We start from the raw sequence: 13,486 nt of genomic DNA on the forward strand, positions 1-13,486 counted from the left end.
ACGCGATCGGGGCCAATCCGAGCGATTCGGGAGAACGCATGAGCGACACCACCACCCAGGCAGGCGGCGAGCAGCAGCAGACCGCCGAGCAGACCGCCACGACGACCGAGCAGCAGCAGAAGCAGGGCGATCCTGCCAACGCGGACCTCGGCGACGCCGGCAAGAAGGCGATCGCCGCCGAGCGCGACGCGCGCAAGGCAGCCGAGAAGACGGCCGCCGACCTCAAGGCGCAGCTCGACAAGATCGAGCAGGCCAACCTCAGCGACCTCGAGAAGGCGCAGAAGCGTGCCGACGCCGCGGAGAAGGCGCTGCAGGCGACCCAGTCGGAGTCCCTGCGGCTCACGATCGCCTCGAAGCACGGCCTCACCGGCGACGCGGTCGACCTGCTGCACGGCAGCGACGAAGCGGAGCTCGAGGCCCGCGCCGCGCGCATCGCCGCGCTCACCAAGGCCCCGGGTGGCCCTGTCGTACCGGGGGTGGGCAAGACGCCCGCTGCCGCGCCCGAGAACACCAACGACTGGCTCCGCAACCTCGCGAAGCACTGACCCCGAAAGGATCAGCAATGGCTGATTTCAGCACCACCATCAACCGCGACGGCGCGGGCGCACCTCCGGTCCCGGAGCCCGTCGCCGCCGAGATCATCCAGGAGCTCCCGAAGGCCTCCGTCCTCCTCAACCGCGCCCGTCAGGTGCGGATGTCCTCGAAGACGCTCAAGCAGCCGGTGCTCTCCGCCCTGCCCGACGCGTACTGGGTGAACGGCGACACCGGTCTCAAGCAGACCACCGGAGCCGAGTGGGACAACCAGGTCATCACCGCCGAGGAGCTCGCAGCGATCGTCGTCATCCCGGACGCCCTGTTCGACGACTCGTCCGTCCCGCTGTGGGACGAGGTCCGGCCGCTGCTCACCGAGGCGATCGGCCGGAAGGTCGACGAGGCCGGCATCTTCGGCATCGACAAGCCCGCGTCCTGGCCGACCGCGATCGTGCCCGGCGCGATCGCCGCCGGCAACACCGTCGCCGCGGGCACCGGCAAGGACCTCGGCGTCGACGTCGCGTCGCTCGGCCAGCTGCTGGCCCGAGACGGCTTCGCCGCGAACGGCTTCGCGTCCGAGCCCGGCCTGAACTGGGAGCTCGTCGGCCTCCGCACCGACAACGGCGTCCCGCTCTACCAGCCGGCACTCGCCGAGGGCACCCCGTCGAACCTGTACGGCAAGCCCCTCAACGAGGTCGACAACGGCGCGTGGGACTCGAGCGTCGCGAAGCTCCTCGCCGCCGACTGGCAGAAGTTCGTCGTCGGCGTCCGACAGGACATCACGTTCCAGATCTTCGACAGCGGCGTCATCTCCGACGCCAACGGCAAGGTCATCGTCAACCTGATGCAGCAGGACTCCAAGGCGCTGCGCGTCGTGTTCCGGCTCGGCTTCCAGGTCGCGAACCCGCTCACCCGCCTCAACGGCGACAAGGCGACCCGCTACCCGGCCGCCGTCCTCGCCCCGGCCGCCGCGCCGGCCGTCGCCAGCAAGTAACAGGAAGGGGCCGTCATGGCTGACCCGTTCGCGTCCCCGGACGATCTCGCCAAGCGGTGGCGGCCCCTCACCGACGCGGAGAAGACCACGGCGGAGGTGCTCCTCGAGGACGCCTCCATCGAGGTCCGCGCCGCCCTCAAGCGCGCCGGCATCGACACCACCGACGACTTCGACACCGACGCTGCGAAGGTCGTCGTCTGCGGCATGGTCAAGCGCAGCATGATCGCCGGCGACACCGCCGCAGGGGTCACCACCGCGCAGGAGACCACCGGCCCGTTCTCCCGATCGTTCACGTACGCGAACCCCACCGGCGACCTGTACATGACGAAGCGGGAACGGCAGATGCTCGGCATCGGCCTGCAGACCGTGTTCACCGTGCCGATGGAGTCCGCCGATGGGTGAGACCGTGCAGCTCATCACCCGCCAGCAGACCGGCGTCGACCGGTACAACAAGCCCACCTACGTCGACGTCGAGACCCCGGTCGCAGGCGTCGGCGTCGCGCCGGTCACCTCCACCACCGACCCCACGACCGGAGCCGTCATCACCACCGCGGGGATGGCGCTGTACCTCCCGGCCGACGTCACCTGCGACGCCGACGCACGATTCCGGGTCCGCGGCCGCGTCTTCAAGGTGCGCGGCGCATCCGAGAACTGGACCTCCCTGTTCTCGTCCTGGCAGCCCGGCAACGTCGTCCGCCTCGAGGATCGGGACTACGTCGATGGCTAGGTCCCGCGTCGTCCTCAACCGCCGGGCGTTCGGCGAGCAGGTCATGCAGTCCGCCGAGCTCGAACGACAGCTGCGGCCCTACGCCGACGACGTCGCCGCGCAGATCCCCGGCCCGACCACGGTCCGCGCGATCCGCACCGGCGTCGGCACCGGCAACGCCCGCGTCCGCCTCCGCGTCGAGGCCGAGTTCCACGAACGCGAACGGCTCGTCGCGGCGATCCGCGCCGTGCTCAGCAACGCCCAGTCCCGGTAGGAGGCCACGTGTACGGCGTCATCTACGGCGACTTCCTCGCGCACCTCATCGCACGCCTCGACGCGTTCCTCACGGCCCGCACCGAGTCGTACGCGGCCGGCGTGACCGTCTCCAATCGGAAGGGCGCGTCCGGCCGCCGAGCCGTCGTGCTGACCGCCAGCCCCGGCGGCGGCACCGGCAACACGCTCCGCACCTCCTACGTCACCGTCGACGTCGTCACCGACGACGAGGGCACGGCGGTCGACCTCATCAACCTCGTCCTCGCGCTGGCGACCTCGCGCGGCCCGGGCGGGATGGTCGACGGCCGGCCGATCACGGCCGCCGAGATCAACGGCGGGCCGAACTCCGACCCGGCCGCCGACGGCTTCTTCAAGCAGACCGCCGAGCTCGAGCTGCAGCACCGCGGCCGCAACCTCTGACCGCACCACCCCTTCAAGGCCCTGCCTACCCGGCGGGGCCTTTCGCATGCCTCCCGCCGAGCAGGGACCCCAGGGCGCACGCCCACCACCTCACAACTGGAAGGAAGGGCCCTCCGTGTCCCTCAACTCTGAGAACGTCCGCGTAGCGGTCACGGGCGCGGTGTACGTCGCCCCCACGACCGCTACCCGGCCCACCACCGCCACCAGCGCCCTCGGCGCCGACCACAAGGACCTCGGCTACATCAGCGACGGCGGCGTCACCGAGACCCGCGACCGCTCGACGAACCAGATCCGCGCCTGGCAGAACGGCGCCCTGGTCCGCGAGCCCGTGACCGAGTCCTCGATCCGGTACCAGTTCGTCCTCATCGAGACGAAGAAGGAGACGATCGAGCTCTACTACGGCGTCAAGGTCGCGGCGGACGGTTCGATCAAGATCGACCCGTCGAAGACCGGTGGCCGGCAGTCGTTCGTGCTCGACATCATCGACGACGACGACATCATCCGCATCGACGTGCCCTCCGGTGAGGTCACCGAGGTCGGCGACCAGGTGTACGTCAACGGCGACCCGATCGGCTACGAGGTGACCGTCACCGGTTACGCGATCACGGACGGCGACGAGTCCTACTCGGCCGTCAAGTGGTACTCGAGCCTCGACACGACGGGGGCGTGAGCATGACCGCGAAGATCCACGTCCGCCACGTCCAGACCGGCGAGATCAAGCAGGTCACCGAGGAGCAGCGCGCCTCCCAGAACAAGAACTTCTGGGTGCGCGTCACCGGCGACGTCACGGTGACCAAGCCCGCCGACGTGCCCGTGGGGACCGACGCCTCCCCGGACGCCAAGCCCGCTTCGAAGACGACCACGTCCACGAAGTGACCGACCGGTGTGCCGGGGCGCTCGGGCCCCGGCACACCGCCACACCCTCCCCGAGCACTCCACCGAGCTAGGAGAACCCATGAGCCAGACCGAACCGACCGCCATCCGCGCGGTCACCGTCAGGGCCAAGAGCCGGCCCCCGATCGGCATCGACTACGCCGACGGCAAGTACATCCTCCCCGGGCGCATCCCGCCCGAGATCCTCACGGCGCAGGCGCAGAACAAGAAGCCCCGCAACCCGGACAAGAAGGTCCAGGAACAGTGGCAGCAGGAAGTCGGCGTCGCTCTCGTCGACAAGTTCTATGAGCTCGTCGTCCCCGAGGACTTCAAGGCCGTCCTAGACCTCGAGGACATCGACCAGGTGTTCGAGATCTGGTCGGAGCACGTGGGCCTGGGGGAATCCAAGGGCTCCGAGAACTAGCGGAGTCCTACCCCGACGAGCTGGTGTGGGAGCTGCACCAGCTCGGCTACGACGTCGACGACATCGGCGACGACGGAACAGACGAACTGAGCGCTGAGGCGGTCGACCACGTGAAGGTCGACCGCCTCCTGCGTGTCGCGACCCGGCACCCGTCGTCGGCGCTCTACGCCGCGCAGCACGGGTGGGACTTCCCCGTCAGCCGCGAGTGGATCGCCGCCGCGGACGTCTTCGACGCGCTCAACGTGCTCATCGCCGTCACCGCGCAGAGCCGCCGACAGCCGAAGCCGTACCCGCGGCCGTGGCGCGACAACAACACCAGCCGACTCGGCAAGACCACCCTCTCCCCGGCAGCAGCCCGGGAGGTGCTCACGAAGAACAGGGGATGACCGATGTCGACCGAATCAGCTGTTGCCTACGTCTCGGTGGTCCCCGTCGCCCGCGGAGCGCGCCGAGCCATCGAGCGGGAGATCGACCCGCAGGGGCTCGGCACCTCCGTGGGCAGCCGCATGTCCGGCAGCTTCCTCAAGTCCGTCGGCTCGATGGCGCTGACGAGCACGAAGATCATCGGCGGCGCGGCCACCGCGATCGGCGCGACCATCGCCGGCGTCGCGGCGAAGAAGGGCATGGACCGGCTCCTCAACATCGACGACGCGCAGGGGAAGCTCAAGGGCCTCGGCAACTCGACGAAGCAGATCGCCACGATCATGGACTCCGCTCTGGCGTCCGTGAAGGGCACCGCGTTCGGACTCGGCGACGCCGCGACCGTCGCCTCAAACGCCGTCGCCGCCGGCATCAAGCCCGGCCAGGACCTGACGAAGTACCTCACCCTCACCGCGGACGCCGCCTCCATCGCAGGCGTCTCGCTGGACGAGATGGGGTCGATCATCAACAAGACCACCACCGCCGGAAAGGTCTACACCGACAACCTCAACCAGCTCGCCGACCGCGGCATCCCGATCTTCACCTGGCTGCAGAAGGAGTACGGCGTCTCCGCCGAGGAGCTGTCGTCGATGGTGTCGAAGGGCAAGGTCGACGCCGTCACCTTCCGCAAGGTGATCCAGGAGAACATCGGCGGCGCAGCGCAGGCGTCGGGTAAGACCGTCCGTGGCGCGTACGCGAACATGCTCGCCGCGCTCGGCCGCATCGGCGCCGCGTTCCTCTCCGGCGGGGTCGCCGGCGCACCGGCCCTGTTCACGTCCATCACGGGCGCGATCGACAGCGCCGGCAAGGCGCTGCAGCCCTTCGCGGACACCCTCAACAGCAAGGTCACCGCGGGTATGACCGCCCTCGTCGGGTTCATCGACAAGGTCGACTTCGGGCAGCTCATCGCCGGCTTCCAAGCCGTCACCGCGTCGAGCCCGCTCGTCGTCGCCCTCAAGGCCCTCGCGCCCCTGTTCCCGATCGTCCGCGACGCCGCCGCGCAGCTCGCCCCCGTCCTCGGGCAGATCGCTGTCGTGGCCGGCGGGGCGCTGGCTAACATGGTCATCGCGCTGACGCCGGCGATCATGACCCTGCTGCCCGTCGTGGTCGACCTGGTGCAGCAGCTCGGCGGCGTGTTCCTCGACGCCCTCATCAAGCTCGCTCCCGCGCTCACCAGCCTCGCGATGATCGCGAGCGAGCTCATCATCGCGCTCGTCCCCATCGCGGGCGTCCTCGGCGACGCCCTCGTCGCGAGCCTCGTCGCGGTGCTCCCGCTCATCACCGACTTCTCAAACCTGATCGCACCGATCAGCGGATGGATGGTGGAGAACTCGGAGAGCATCACCCGTCTCGCCGCCGCGATCCTCGTCGGCGTCGTGGCGTACAAGGCGTGGAAGGCCATCACCGGCACGATCGCCGGCGTCCAGCAGGTGCTCATCGCCCGCACCTACGGCGTCGCCGGCGCCACCTACGCGCAGGCCGCGTCCGGCCGGGTCGCGACCGCCGTCAACAAGGGCTTCGCCCTGTCCGCGAAGGCCGCCGCGATCGGCCAGCGGGTGCTGAACCTCGCCATGAAGGCGAACCCCATCGGGCTCGTCATCACGGCACTCGCGGCGCTTGCTGCTGGTGTCGTGTGGGCGTACAAGAACGTCGGCTGGTTCCGCGACATCGTCGACCGCTCGTTCGCGTTCATCTCCACCGCGGCGCAGTCCGTCGGCGGCTGGTTCGTGTGGCTGTGGAAGTCCGGCATCAAGCCGGCCATCGACTGGATCGCGTCGGCAGCGACCTGGCTGTGGGAGACGATCCTGCAGCCCGTGTTCGGCGCCATCGCGGCGATCATCAAGGTCGTGGTCGGCGTGTACGTCGCCTACTTCAAGATGTGGGTCGCGGTGTTCACCACCGTCGGGCGCGCCGTCGGAGAGCTGTGGAGCAACTGGATCTCCCCGGTATTCGAACTGATCGGCGCGGTCTTCTCGTTCACCGCTGGCCTGATCGCTTCGACGGTCGGGGCCATCGTCGGGGTTCTCGTGAACATCCTCGGCGCGACGTTCTCGTGGCTGTGGAATGGCGTCATCCAGCCAGTGTTCTCGTGGATCGGCACCGCCATCACCGCTTGGTGGGCTGCCGCGCAGATCGTGTTCGGCGCCGTCGTCACGTTCCTCCGGAGTACCCTCGGCGTCGCCTTCACCTGGCTGCGGGACAGCGTGATCGGGCCCGTCTTCGGGTTCATCGGTCGAATCGTCAGCACCTGGTGGAACACCATCACCCTGCCAATCTTCGGCGCCGTGGTCGGGTTCGTGCGAGACAACCTCGGTCGGACCTTCCTGTGGCTTCGCGACACAATCTTCCGCCCCGTGTTCAGCGCGATCGGAACGACCGTCCGCAATGTGTGGACGAACTGGCTCAAGCCCGTCTTCGACAAGATCGTCGACATCGCGAAGAACACCGTGCCGAGCGCGTTCTCCACGATGAAGGACGCGATCGGCAAGGCGTGGGAAGCGGTGAAGACCGCTGCGAAGCTGCCCATCAAGTTCGTGGTCGAGACCGTCATCAACGACGGCATCATCAAGAACTTCAACAAGGTCGCGGGCTTCTTCAAGACGAAGCAGCTGCCGCAGGTCGCGCTCCCCAAGGGGTTCGCGACGGGCGGCTACACCGGCGCTGGCGGCAAGTACGACCCCGCCGGCATCGTCCACGCTGGCGAGTTCGTCTTCACGAAGGAGCAGACCGCACGGCTCGGCGTCGGGCGGCTGTACGACATCGCCCGCAACGGCTACGCCAAGGGCGGCTTCGTCTCCGACGTGAAGTCCAACGCCACGGCCAGCTGGGACTGGCTCAAGGGCAAGGCCGGCAAGGCGTGGGACTGGACGAAGAACGCCGCCGAGACCGCCAAGGCGGTTGTCTCCGACCCGCTCGGGACTCTCGGCAAGCTCGTGAAGGGCATGGTCGGCAAGATCCCCGGCGCCGGCGGCATGCTCGACGTCGCCAAGGGCGTCGGCGGGGAGCTGCTCAGCAGCGTCATCGACAAGCTCAAGAGCATCGGCGACAAGGCCGGCGCGACGGGCGAGAACGGCAAGATCCCAATGTCGGCGCTGTCGAAGGTGTCCGGCTTCTCCGGTGGGCCCGGTGTCGGGTCGATCGGCGGTTACCTGCGGCTCAACGCGGCTCGAGCGTGGGAGTCCGCGCAGAAGGCGTCGAACGGTGCCCTCCGGCTGACGGAGGGGTACCGCGACCTCAAGGCGCAGCAGTACCGGTGGAGCCTGTACAAGCGTGGCGGCAACCTCGCCGCGTCGCCGGGCACGTCGATCCACGGGTTCGGTCTCGCCGCGGACGTCGCCGGCGGTCAGGCGTGGCTTCGCGCGAACGGTGCGAAGTACGGCTGGGCGAACACCGGTCTCGGGTTCTCGCAGCGGGAGCCGTGGCACTTCGAGTTCAAGGGTGGTGTGCCGCAGCTCGCCGCCGGCGCCGTGGTCGGACGCCGTCCGGGCGGCACCCTCGTGAACGTCGGCGAGGGCCGCTACGACGAGGCCGTGGTGCCGTTGACGCCGCGGATCACCGATGTCCTCTCCGGCGCTGACCGCGGCGGGCAGCGGGGGCCGCTCGTCGGCAGCCTCACCCTGCAGTCGTCGGGTGACTTCCGCGACGACCTCGACACCGTCAACCACTACCTGAGCGCGCTCGAGCGGGGAGGACGGCACACGTGAGCACCGACTGGAAGATCGACTGCGGGTCGGACGGGTTCGTCCTGTTCGGCTCGCAGTCGTCCCGGTACCCGTTCGCGGTCGCACCGGAGATCGGCGACGCCGACCGGACCGATCAGGACAGCTCGCTGCCGGGCGTGGACGGCAACTTCTTCGGCGTCGACACCACTGCCGGGCAGACCGTCGCGTTCGGCCTCACTGCGGTCGGCGAGGACGACGCAGAAGCGGAGGCGCTGTACGCGGCGTTCCGGAAGGTGTGGCGAGCCGACACCGTCCGGAAGACGCCGGGAGCGGTCGCGACGCTGACCGCACCCTCGGGACGGTCGACGTTCGGCCGGCCTCGGCGGATCACGCCGGCGTACATGCCGCGAGGTGCCGGCGCGGTCGGCGTCACCGTGGACTTCGCCACTCAGGACGACCGCTGGTACGGCCCCGAGAAGCGGCTGTCCGTGCCGCTGCGGCTGTCGCAGTCGGGCGGCTTCGTGTTCCCGCTGACGTTCCCGATGGTCTCCCGCGGGTACACCACCGCAGCGAACACGTTCGTGGTCGACGGCGACGTCGACAGCTGGCCGGTCATCACGATCAAGGGGCCGATCCTCAACCCCACGGTCGAGGTGCCGGGCTGCTTCCGGTTCAGCGCTGCGCTGACGCTGCAGTACGACGAGCAGCTGCGGATCGACACCCGGCCCGGACGGCAGACCGTCCTCCGGTCGGGCTCGAAGATCGCCTCCCTCACTCGCACGTCGACGCTGCTGCCCGCGGCGTCGCTGCCGCCGGGCGCGCACACCCTGACCCTCTCCGGCTCGTCCTCGACCGGATCACCGACCGCGCAGATCGCGTGGCGTCCCGCGTACTCGACTCCCTAGGAGGGAACCAGCATGGCTCTTGACCCAGTGCCCTTCGTGATCGGCGGCGACGCGGAGCACGGCCCCAGCGTCTTCCGGCAGCTCGCGTACCTCGCGACGAACGGCAACGAGGGTGTCGTCGGCCCCGGCGACCTCAAGGTCACCGCCCTGTCGGTGCCCGGTGCCGGCGTGCAGGTCGCCGCAGGTGGTGCGTCGATCCTGAATCGTGTGTCGTCGCAGGAGGCGTACACGGCGCGGAACCCGAACGCGGACACGACGTCGGTGAAGATCGCCGCGACCGGATCCTCCGGCGGTCGTTCGTACCTGGTGATCCTCCGCGTCGACAACCCCTACATCGACGGCAACGCGCAGGCCCCCGCCGACCCGGTGAAGGGGCCCTACGACCGGTTCGACGTCATCGCCGGCGTCCCGGCGAGCACGACGCGGCTGCAGGACATCGCGCAGTACGCCGGCGTCTCCGCGATCACCCTTGCCCGCGTCGACCTGCCCGCGTCGACGGGCACGGTGACGAACGCGATGATCACCGACCTGCGGGTCCTCGCGAACCCGCACGAGACGACGATCGAGACGCCGAACTTCGGGACCGTGTCGGGGACGATGAACTCGACGTCCGACCAGGCGTTCCCGCCGTTCCAGCCGTCGATCGAGGTGCCTTCGTGGGCGACGTACGCCCGCGTCGGGCTGACGATCTCGCAGCTGTCCGCAGCCGGCAACTCGAACGGATTCGCCACCATGTCGGTGCGGGACTCGACGGGAACCACCGTCATCGGTTCGGCGGACACGATGGCGTACAACGTCGACACGGCCGGCACGTCCGTCCGATTCGTGCACCTCGCGTCAGCGTTCGTGCGCGTGGACGGCTACCGAGGCAAGACCATCAAGCCGTACTCCCACTTCCGGAAGGGCAGCTCGAACCAGAACGCGCTGACGTACGACCAGTACTCGCAGATGGTGTACCGGACGACGTTCTACGAGCGGATCGTCTGATGGAGCGGCTCGTCATCCAGCGTGCGACGACGGGCGATGTCCTCTCGTACGACTTCCGTGGCGCGAGCCGTGCGGCGTTCACCCGGGAGCTGTCCGCGGTGGGGACGATGCCGCTCACCATCGGCGCCGCGCAGGCGAAGACCACCGCGTCGGACGGGCTGCCGATGTTCGACGAGTGGGGCACGATCGTCACCCTCGACGACGACGGGGAGATCCGGTTCCGCGGGATCGTCACCGACGTGCAGTACGCGGGTCCCGAGTGGAAGCTCACGCTGTCCGCGCTGCCGACCGTGCTCTACGGCATTCCGTACGACGACACCCCGTACTACGGCGCCGAGGTCGACCCCGCGTCGATCGTCCGGAAGCTCGTCGCGCACGTGCAGTCCTACCCGGACTCCGACGTCGGCCTCACCGTCGTCGGCTCGACGCCGGTGCGGGTGGGGTCGTTCTCCACCCAGCGGCGCATCGAGGCGGTGGCGTACTACAACGAGAAGGTCGCCGACTACAAGGCCGAGAACAAGAAGCTGCAGGACCTCCGGAAGATCGTCGCCGGCACCCGGAAGACCGCGGCGGCGCAGCGGACCAGCCGAGCGAACTCGTCGAAGGACCTGACGGCGGCGAAGAAGGCGCTCACCGCAGCGAAGTCGGCACTGACGAAGGCGAAGTCGGCGCTGACCGCGGCGAAGAAGACGAAGGACTCGGCGAAGATCGCGGCCGCGCAGACCGCGGTGAACAACGCGCAGGCCGGTGTGACGTCCGCGACCGGTGTCGTCAACGACCGGCAGGCGGCGCTGAACGGCCGCGACAGCACCCTCGACACGACGAACGCGCGGATCAAGGCGCAGCAGGCCGACGTCGACGCGCAGGCCGCGATCGTGAAGACGATGAAGGAGCGGAAGGACAAGGCGTCCGAGCTCAAGAACGCGGCACAGCAGCAGGAGTCCGACGACGGCGGCGCGTACGCGCTCGAGCCGTGGGAGGCGCAGGACTGCGGCCGGCTCATCGACGACCTCGCGAAGGACGCCCCGTTCGACTGGGTGGAGGAGCACTACTGGGCGAGCGACGTCCCGCAAACCCGCATCCGGATCGCGCACCCGCGCACCGGGCGGCGGCTCTCCGGCGACTCCGACCCGAGCTTCCAGCAGGGCGTGAACATCACCGTGCAGCTGCAGCCCGCGTCGACGGGCAGCGACTACGCCAACACCGTGTTCGGGATCGGCGCCGGTGAGGGTGCAGGGTCGATCCGCCGGACGATCTCGAAGCGGGACAACCGGATTCGCCGCGTCGCGACGTTGCAGTCGAAGGACATCAAGTCGAAGCAGGACATGACGACCCGGCTGCAGGCCGAGCTGATCGCACGGCAGCAGAACCTCGCCGTCGACTCGATCACCGTCGCGAACCACCCCAACAGTCCACGCGGGTCGTACTCCATCGGCGACGACATCTACGTGCAGGGCGACGTGCCGCACTACGGCCGGTTCGGGCTGTGGCACCGCATCGTCGGCATCACCGAGAACACGAACGGCACCACCGAGGTGAGCCTGCGGCTGACCGACTCGTTCACGTACGGAGCAGGAGTCGAAGCATGAACGGACCCGAGCAGGTCGCCCGCCGGCTGTACGAGCTGCAGTCGAAGATCGGTGCGCTCGGGGCTGCGGCGCAGATGCAGAACACCACCGTCGGCGGTGACGCTGCGGTACCGGTCGCTGATGTGGTAACCGAGGCGGTCGTCACGAACGACGCGATGCCGGACGTGCAGGAGGACTCATCCGACGGCAACGAGGGCGTGTCGGACCTGCAGGCGAACCTGTCGGCCGTCGGTGAGGACCTCGTCGCGCGACTCGAGCAGGCGCAGGCAGACCTCGAGGTGGCGACCGCCGATCTTCTCGACGCGCAGCAGGACGTCAGCGACGCGTTCGGCCTCGAGCTGACAGGTCTCTCGGACCGGGTCGACCAGATCGTGGTCGGCGCGAATGGGACGCTGATCCTGTACTCCGCCGAAGCGCCGACCGCCGACGACAAGGCACCGACGGGGTCGACGTGGTGGATGCTCAACGAGGCGGAGAACATTGTCGGGCAGTGGCAGCAGACCGGCACGCTCGACGAGCCGGTGTGGACGCCGCGACAGATCGAGTCGGAGGTGTTCGCGAACCTCGACGTCGGGAAGCTGTCGGCCGGACAGGCGGCGATCGCCGAGCTCGTCGCGTTGAAGATCGCGGCGTCGACGGCGAACATCCAGACGGTGAACGTGGCGAACCTGTTCGTCACGGACGGCGCGACGATGAACCAGGCGACGATCAACTACCTGTTCGCCAACGTGGTAGCGGCAAAAAAAATCACGGCCGACATGCTCGACGTGAACAGCTTGAACGGTGTCTCGGTGACGGGGCTGCTGTTGAAGACGGCGGCGTCGGGGCAGCGCATCGAGATCCAGAAGCAGCGCATCGACGTGTTCGGGGACGCTGGCGCCGCACCCATCTCCATCCAGGGGTACGCCCCCGACAGCACAGCTGGACAGCTGCTGATCACGGGGGCCAGTAGCAAGGGCAGCGCGACCGCTTCGTTCACGGGCGCGGACGCGATAGGTACGGCTTGGACGAACGACGGCTCGCCGAGCTCGATGCCGTTCAACGCGTACCTGACGCACGGCGCTGCCGCGCTGTCTCTCGGCTCCCGGTACCTGTTCGCGTACGACCCGGAGAACGTCCTCGCATACTGCGTGATGGACGCGTCAGACCTGTACAACGTGGCCCTGACGGCGACCCGGTTCCGATTCAAGGCCCGAGGGTCCAACGCGGCCCCGCGCAACGTGATCGCACCCATGACGTCAGCCACCGGCGAGACACGAGTCATGGTCCAGGCAGACGACTTCCGTCTCCGAGACGGGACGTCCATCGGCACCGACACCGGATGGGTGACGTCGGGCTTCACGGTCCCGAGCGGCGTGCTGGTGAGCGGAGCGCGCATCCGCCGCGTCGGCCAGGTCGTGTCCCTCGTCGTCGACTCGATCACTGTCAACTCGCTCGCGATCCCCACCTCTGGCGACGTGCCGAACACAGCTGTGCTGAAGGTCCCTGACGGGTTCGCTCCTTCATACGGGCAAGCGATCGGGTCGCTGGTGGCGGGCCGCATGTGCTCGTTCGTCATGGGCGCTTCCGGAAACCTCGTACTCGGCTCAGTCGTTCCCGACGCTACGCAGACCGGCACGATCACCGTCGACTACAACACGTCCGCCGGGGGCACGTACCTCTACGGATGATGCACGCTCACCACCCACCTGGCCGTCCCTCG

General features: G+C 68.7%; 15 protein-coding genes. All 15 read left to right on the forward strand.

Annotation, left to right across the window (positions count from 1 at the left end):
• Positions 1-38: 38 nt before the first annotated feature.
• The 15 genes from DEI99_RS05260 to DEI99_RS05330 all read left to right on the forward strand — a co-directional run bounded on the left by DEI99_RS05260 (position 39) and on the right by DEI99_RS05330 (position 13,454).
• Positions 39-545 carry a hypothetical protein gene (locus DEI99_RS05260; protein ID WP_111042626.1) on the forward strand — a complete coding sequence of 169 codons (507 nt, stop codon included), beginning with the start codon at positions 39-41 and terminating at the stop codon, positions 543-545.
• Between the two features lie 17 nt (positions 546-562).
• The gene (locus tag DEI99_RS05265; protein WP_111042627.1) at positions 563-1,525 is read left to right on the forward strand and encodes a phage major capsid protein; all 963 of its coding nucleotides are present in this window, start codon (positions 563-565) and stop codon (positions 1,523-1,525) included.
• A 15-nt stretch (positions 1,526-1,540) separates the two neighbouring features.
• Positions 1,541-1,927, forward strand: coding sequence for a Gp19/Gp15/Gp42 family protein (locus DEI99_RS05270; RefSeq protein WP_111042628.1), 387 nt, complete (start codon positions 1,541-1,543; stop codon positions 1,925-1,927).
• On the forward strand, positions 1,920-2,252 hold the full coding sequence (locus tag DEI99_RS05275; RefSeq protein ID WP_111042629.1) for a hypothetical protein: 333 nt from the start codon (positions 1,920-1,922) through the stop codon (positions 2,250-2,252). Before DEI99_RS05270 ends, DEI99_RS05275 begins: the two co-directional genes overlap by 8 nt.
• The gene (locus tag DEI99_RS05280; RefSeq protein WP_111042630.1) at positions 2,245-2,505 is read left to right on the forward strand and encodes a hypothetical protein; all 261 of its coding nucleotides are present in this window, start codon (positions 2,245-2,247) and stop codon (positions 2,503-2,505) included. The genes DEI99_RS05275 and DEI99_RS05280 overlap by 8 nt, the downstream gene beginning before the upstream one ends.
• A gap of 8 nt (positions 2,506-2,513) precedes the next feature.
• Positions 2,514-2,924, forward strand: coding sequence for a hypothetical protein (locus tag DEI99_RS05285; protein WP_111042631.1), 411 nt, complete (start codon positions 2,514-2,516; stop codon positions 2,922-2,924).
• Positions 2,925-3,039: 115 nt separating this feature from the next.
• Entirely contained in the window at positions 3,040-3,594 is a 555-nt protein-coding gene (locus tag DEI99_RS05290) for a phage tail tube protein (RefSeq protein WP_146247169.1), read from the forward strand.
• Between the two features lie 2 nt (positions 3,595-3,596).
• Positions 3,597-3,800, forward strand: coding sequence for a hypothetical protein (locus DEI99_RS05295; RefSeq protein ID WP_111042633.1), 204 nt, complete (start codon positions 3,597-3,599; stop codon positions 3,798-3,800).
• Positions 3,801-3,879: 79 nt separating this feature from the next.
• Positions 3,880-4,221, forward strand: coding sequence for a hypothetical protein (locus DEI99_RS05300; RefSeq protein WP_111042634.1), 342 nt, complete (start codon positions 3,880-3,882; stop codon positions 4,219-4,221).
• 23 nt (positions 4,222-4,244) lie between these two features.
• Positions 4,245-4,607: a hypothetical protein gene (locus DEI99_RS05305; RefSeq protein ID WP_111042635.1), complete on the forward strand. Its 363-nt coding sequence runs from the start codon at positions 4,245-4,247 to the stop codon at positions 4,605-4,607.
• A 3-nt stretch (positions 4,608-4,610) separates the two neighbouring features.
• Complete coding sequence (locus tag DEI99_RS05310) at positions 4,611-8,345, forward strand: tape measure protein (RefSeq protein WP_111042636.1); 3,735 nt, start codon at positions 4,611-4,613, stop codon at positions 8,343-8,345.
• Positions 8,342-9,208 carry a phage tail family protein gene (locus tag DEI99_RS05315; protein ID WP_111042637.1) on the forward strand — a complete coding sequence of 289 codons (867 nt, stop codon included), beginning with the start codon at positions 8,342-8,344 and terminating at the stop codon, positions 9,206-9,208. The genes DEI99_RS05310 and DEI99_RS05315 overlap by 4 nt, the downstream gene beginning before the upstream one ends.
• Positions 9,209-9,220: 12 nt before the next feature.
• Positions 9,221-10,195 (forward strand): hypothetical protein, encoded by a 975-nt coding sequence (locus DEI99_RS05320; RefSeq protein WP_146247170.1) that lies wholly within the window; start codon positions 9,221-9,223, stop codon positions 10,193-10,195.
• Positions 10,195-11,784: a hypothetical protein gene (locus DEI99_RS05325; protein WP_111042639.1), complete on the forward strand. Its 1,590-nt coding sequence runs from the start codon at positions 10,195-10,197 to the stop codon at positions 11,782-11,784. Before DEI99_RS05320 ends, DEI99_RS05325 begins: the two co-directional genes overlap by 1 nt.
• The gene (locus tag DEI99_RS05330) at positions 11,781-13,454 is read left to right on the forward strand and encodes a hypothetical protein (RefSeq protein ID WP_111042640.1); all 1,674 of its coding nucleotides are present in this window, start codon (positions 11,781-11,783) and stop codon (positions 13,452-13,454) included. Before DEI99_RS05325 ends, DEI99_RS05330 begins: the two co-directional genes overlap by 4 nt.
• The last annotated feature ends 32 nt before the right edge of the window (positions 13,455-13,486 follow it).

This window comes from Curtobacterium sp. MCLR17_036, from assembly GCF_003234445.2.
In the GTDB taxonomy this organism is placed as follows: domain Bacteria; phylum Actinomycetota; class Actinomycetes; order Actinomycetales; family Microbacteriaceae; genus Curtobacterium.

Coding starts and splice junctions, on each gene's coding strand:
- DEI99_RS05260 (WP_111042626.1), top strand. CDS start 39: ATGAGCGACACCACCACCCAGGCAGGCGGCGAGCAGCAGCAGACCGCC.
- DEI99_RS05265 (WP_111042627.1), top strand. CDS start 563: ATGGCTGATTTCAGCACCACCATCAACCGCGACGGCGCGGGCGCACCT.
- DEI99_RS05270 (WP_111042628.1), top strand. CDS start 1,541: ATGGCTGACCCGTTCGCGTCCCCGGACGATCTCGCCAAGCGGTGGCGG.
- DEI99_RS05275 (WP_111042629.1), top strand. CDS start 1,920: ATGGGTGAGACCGTGCAGCTCATCACCCGCCAGCAGACCGGCGTCGAC.
- DEI99_RS05280 (WP_111042630.1), top strand. CDS start 2,245: ATGGCTAGGTCCCGCGTCGTCCTCAACCGCCGGGCGTTCGGCGAGCAG.
- DEI99_RS05295 (WP_111042633.1), top strand. CDS start 3,597: ATGACCGCGAAGATCCACGTCCGCCACGTCCAGACCGGCGAGATCAAG.
- DEI99_RS05300 (WP_111042634.1), top strand. CDS start 3,880: ATGAGCCAGACCGAACCGACCGCCATCCGCGCGGTCACCGTCAGGGCC.
- DEI99_RS05310 (WP_111042636.1), top strand. CDS start 4,611: ATGTCGACCGAATCAGCTGTTGCCTACGTCTCGGTGGTCCCCGTCGCC.
- DEI99_RS05320 (WP_146247170.1), top strand. CDS start 9,221: ATGGCTCTTGACCCAGTGCCCTTCGTGATCGGCGGCGACGCGGAGCAC.
- DEI99_RS05325 (WP_111042639.1), top strand. CDS start 10,195: ATGGAGCGGCTCGTCATCCAGCGTGCGACGACGGGCGATGTCCTCTCG.
- DEI99_RS05330 (WP_111042640.1), top strand. CDS start 11,781: ATGAACGGACCCGAGCAGGTCGCCCGCCGGCTGTACGAGCTGCAGTCG.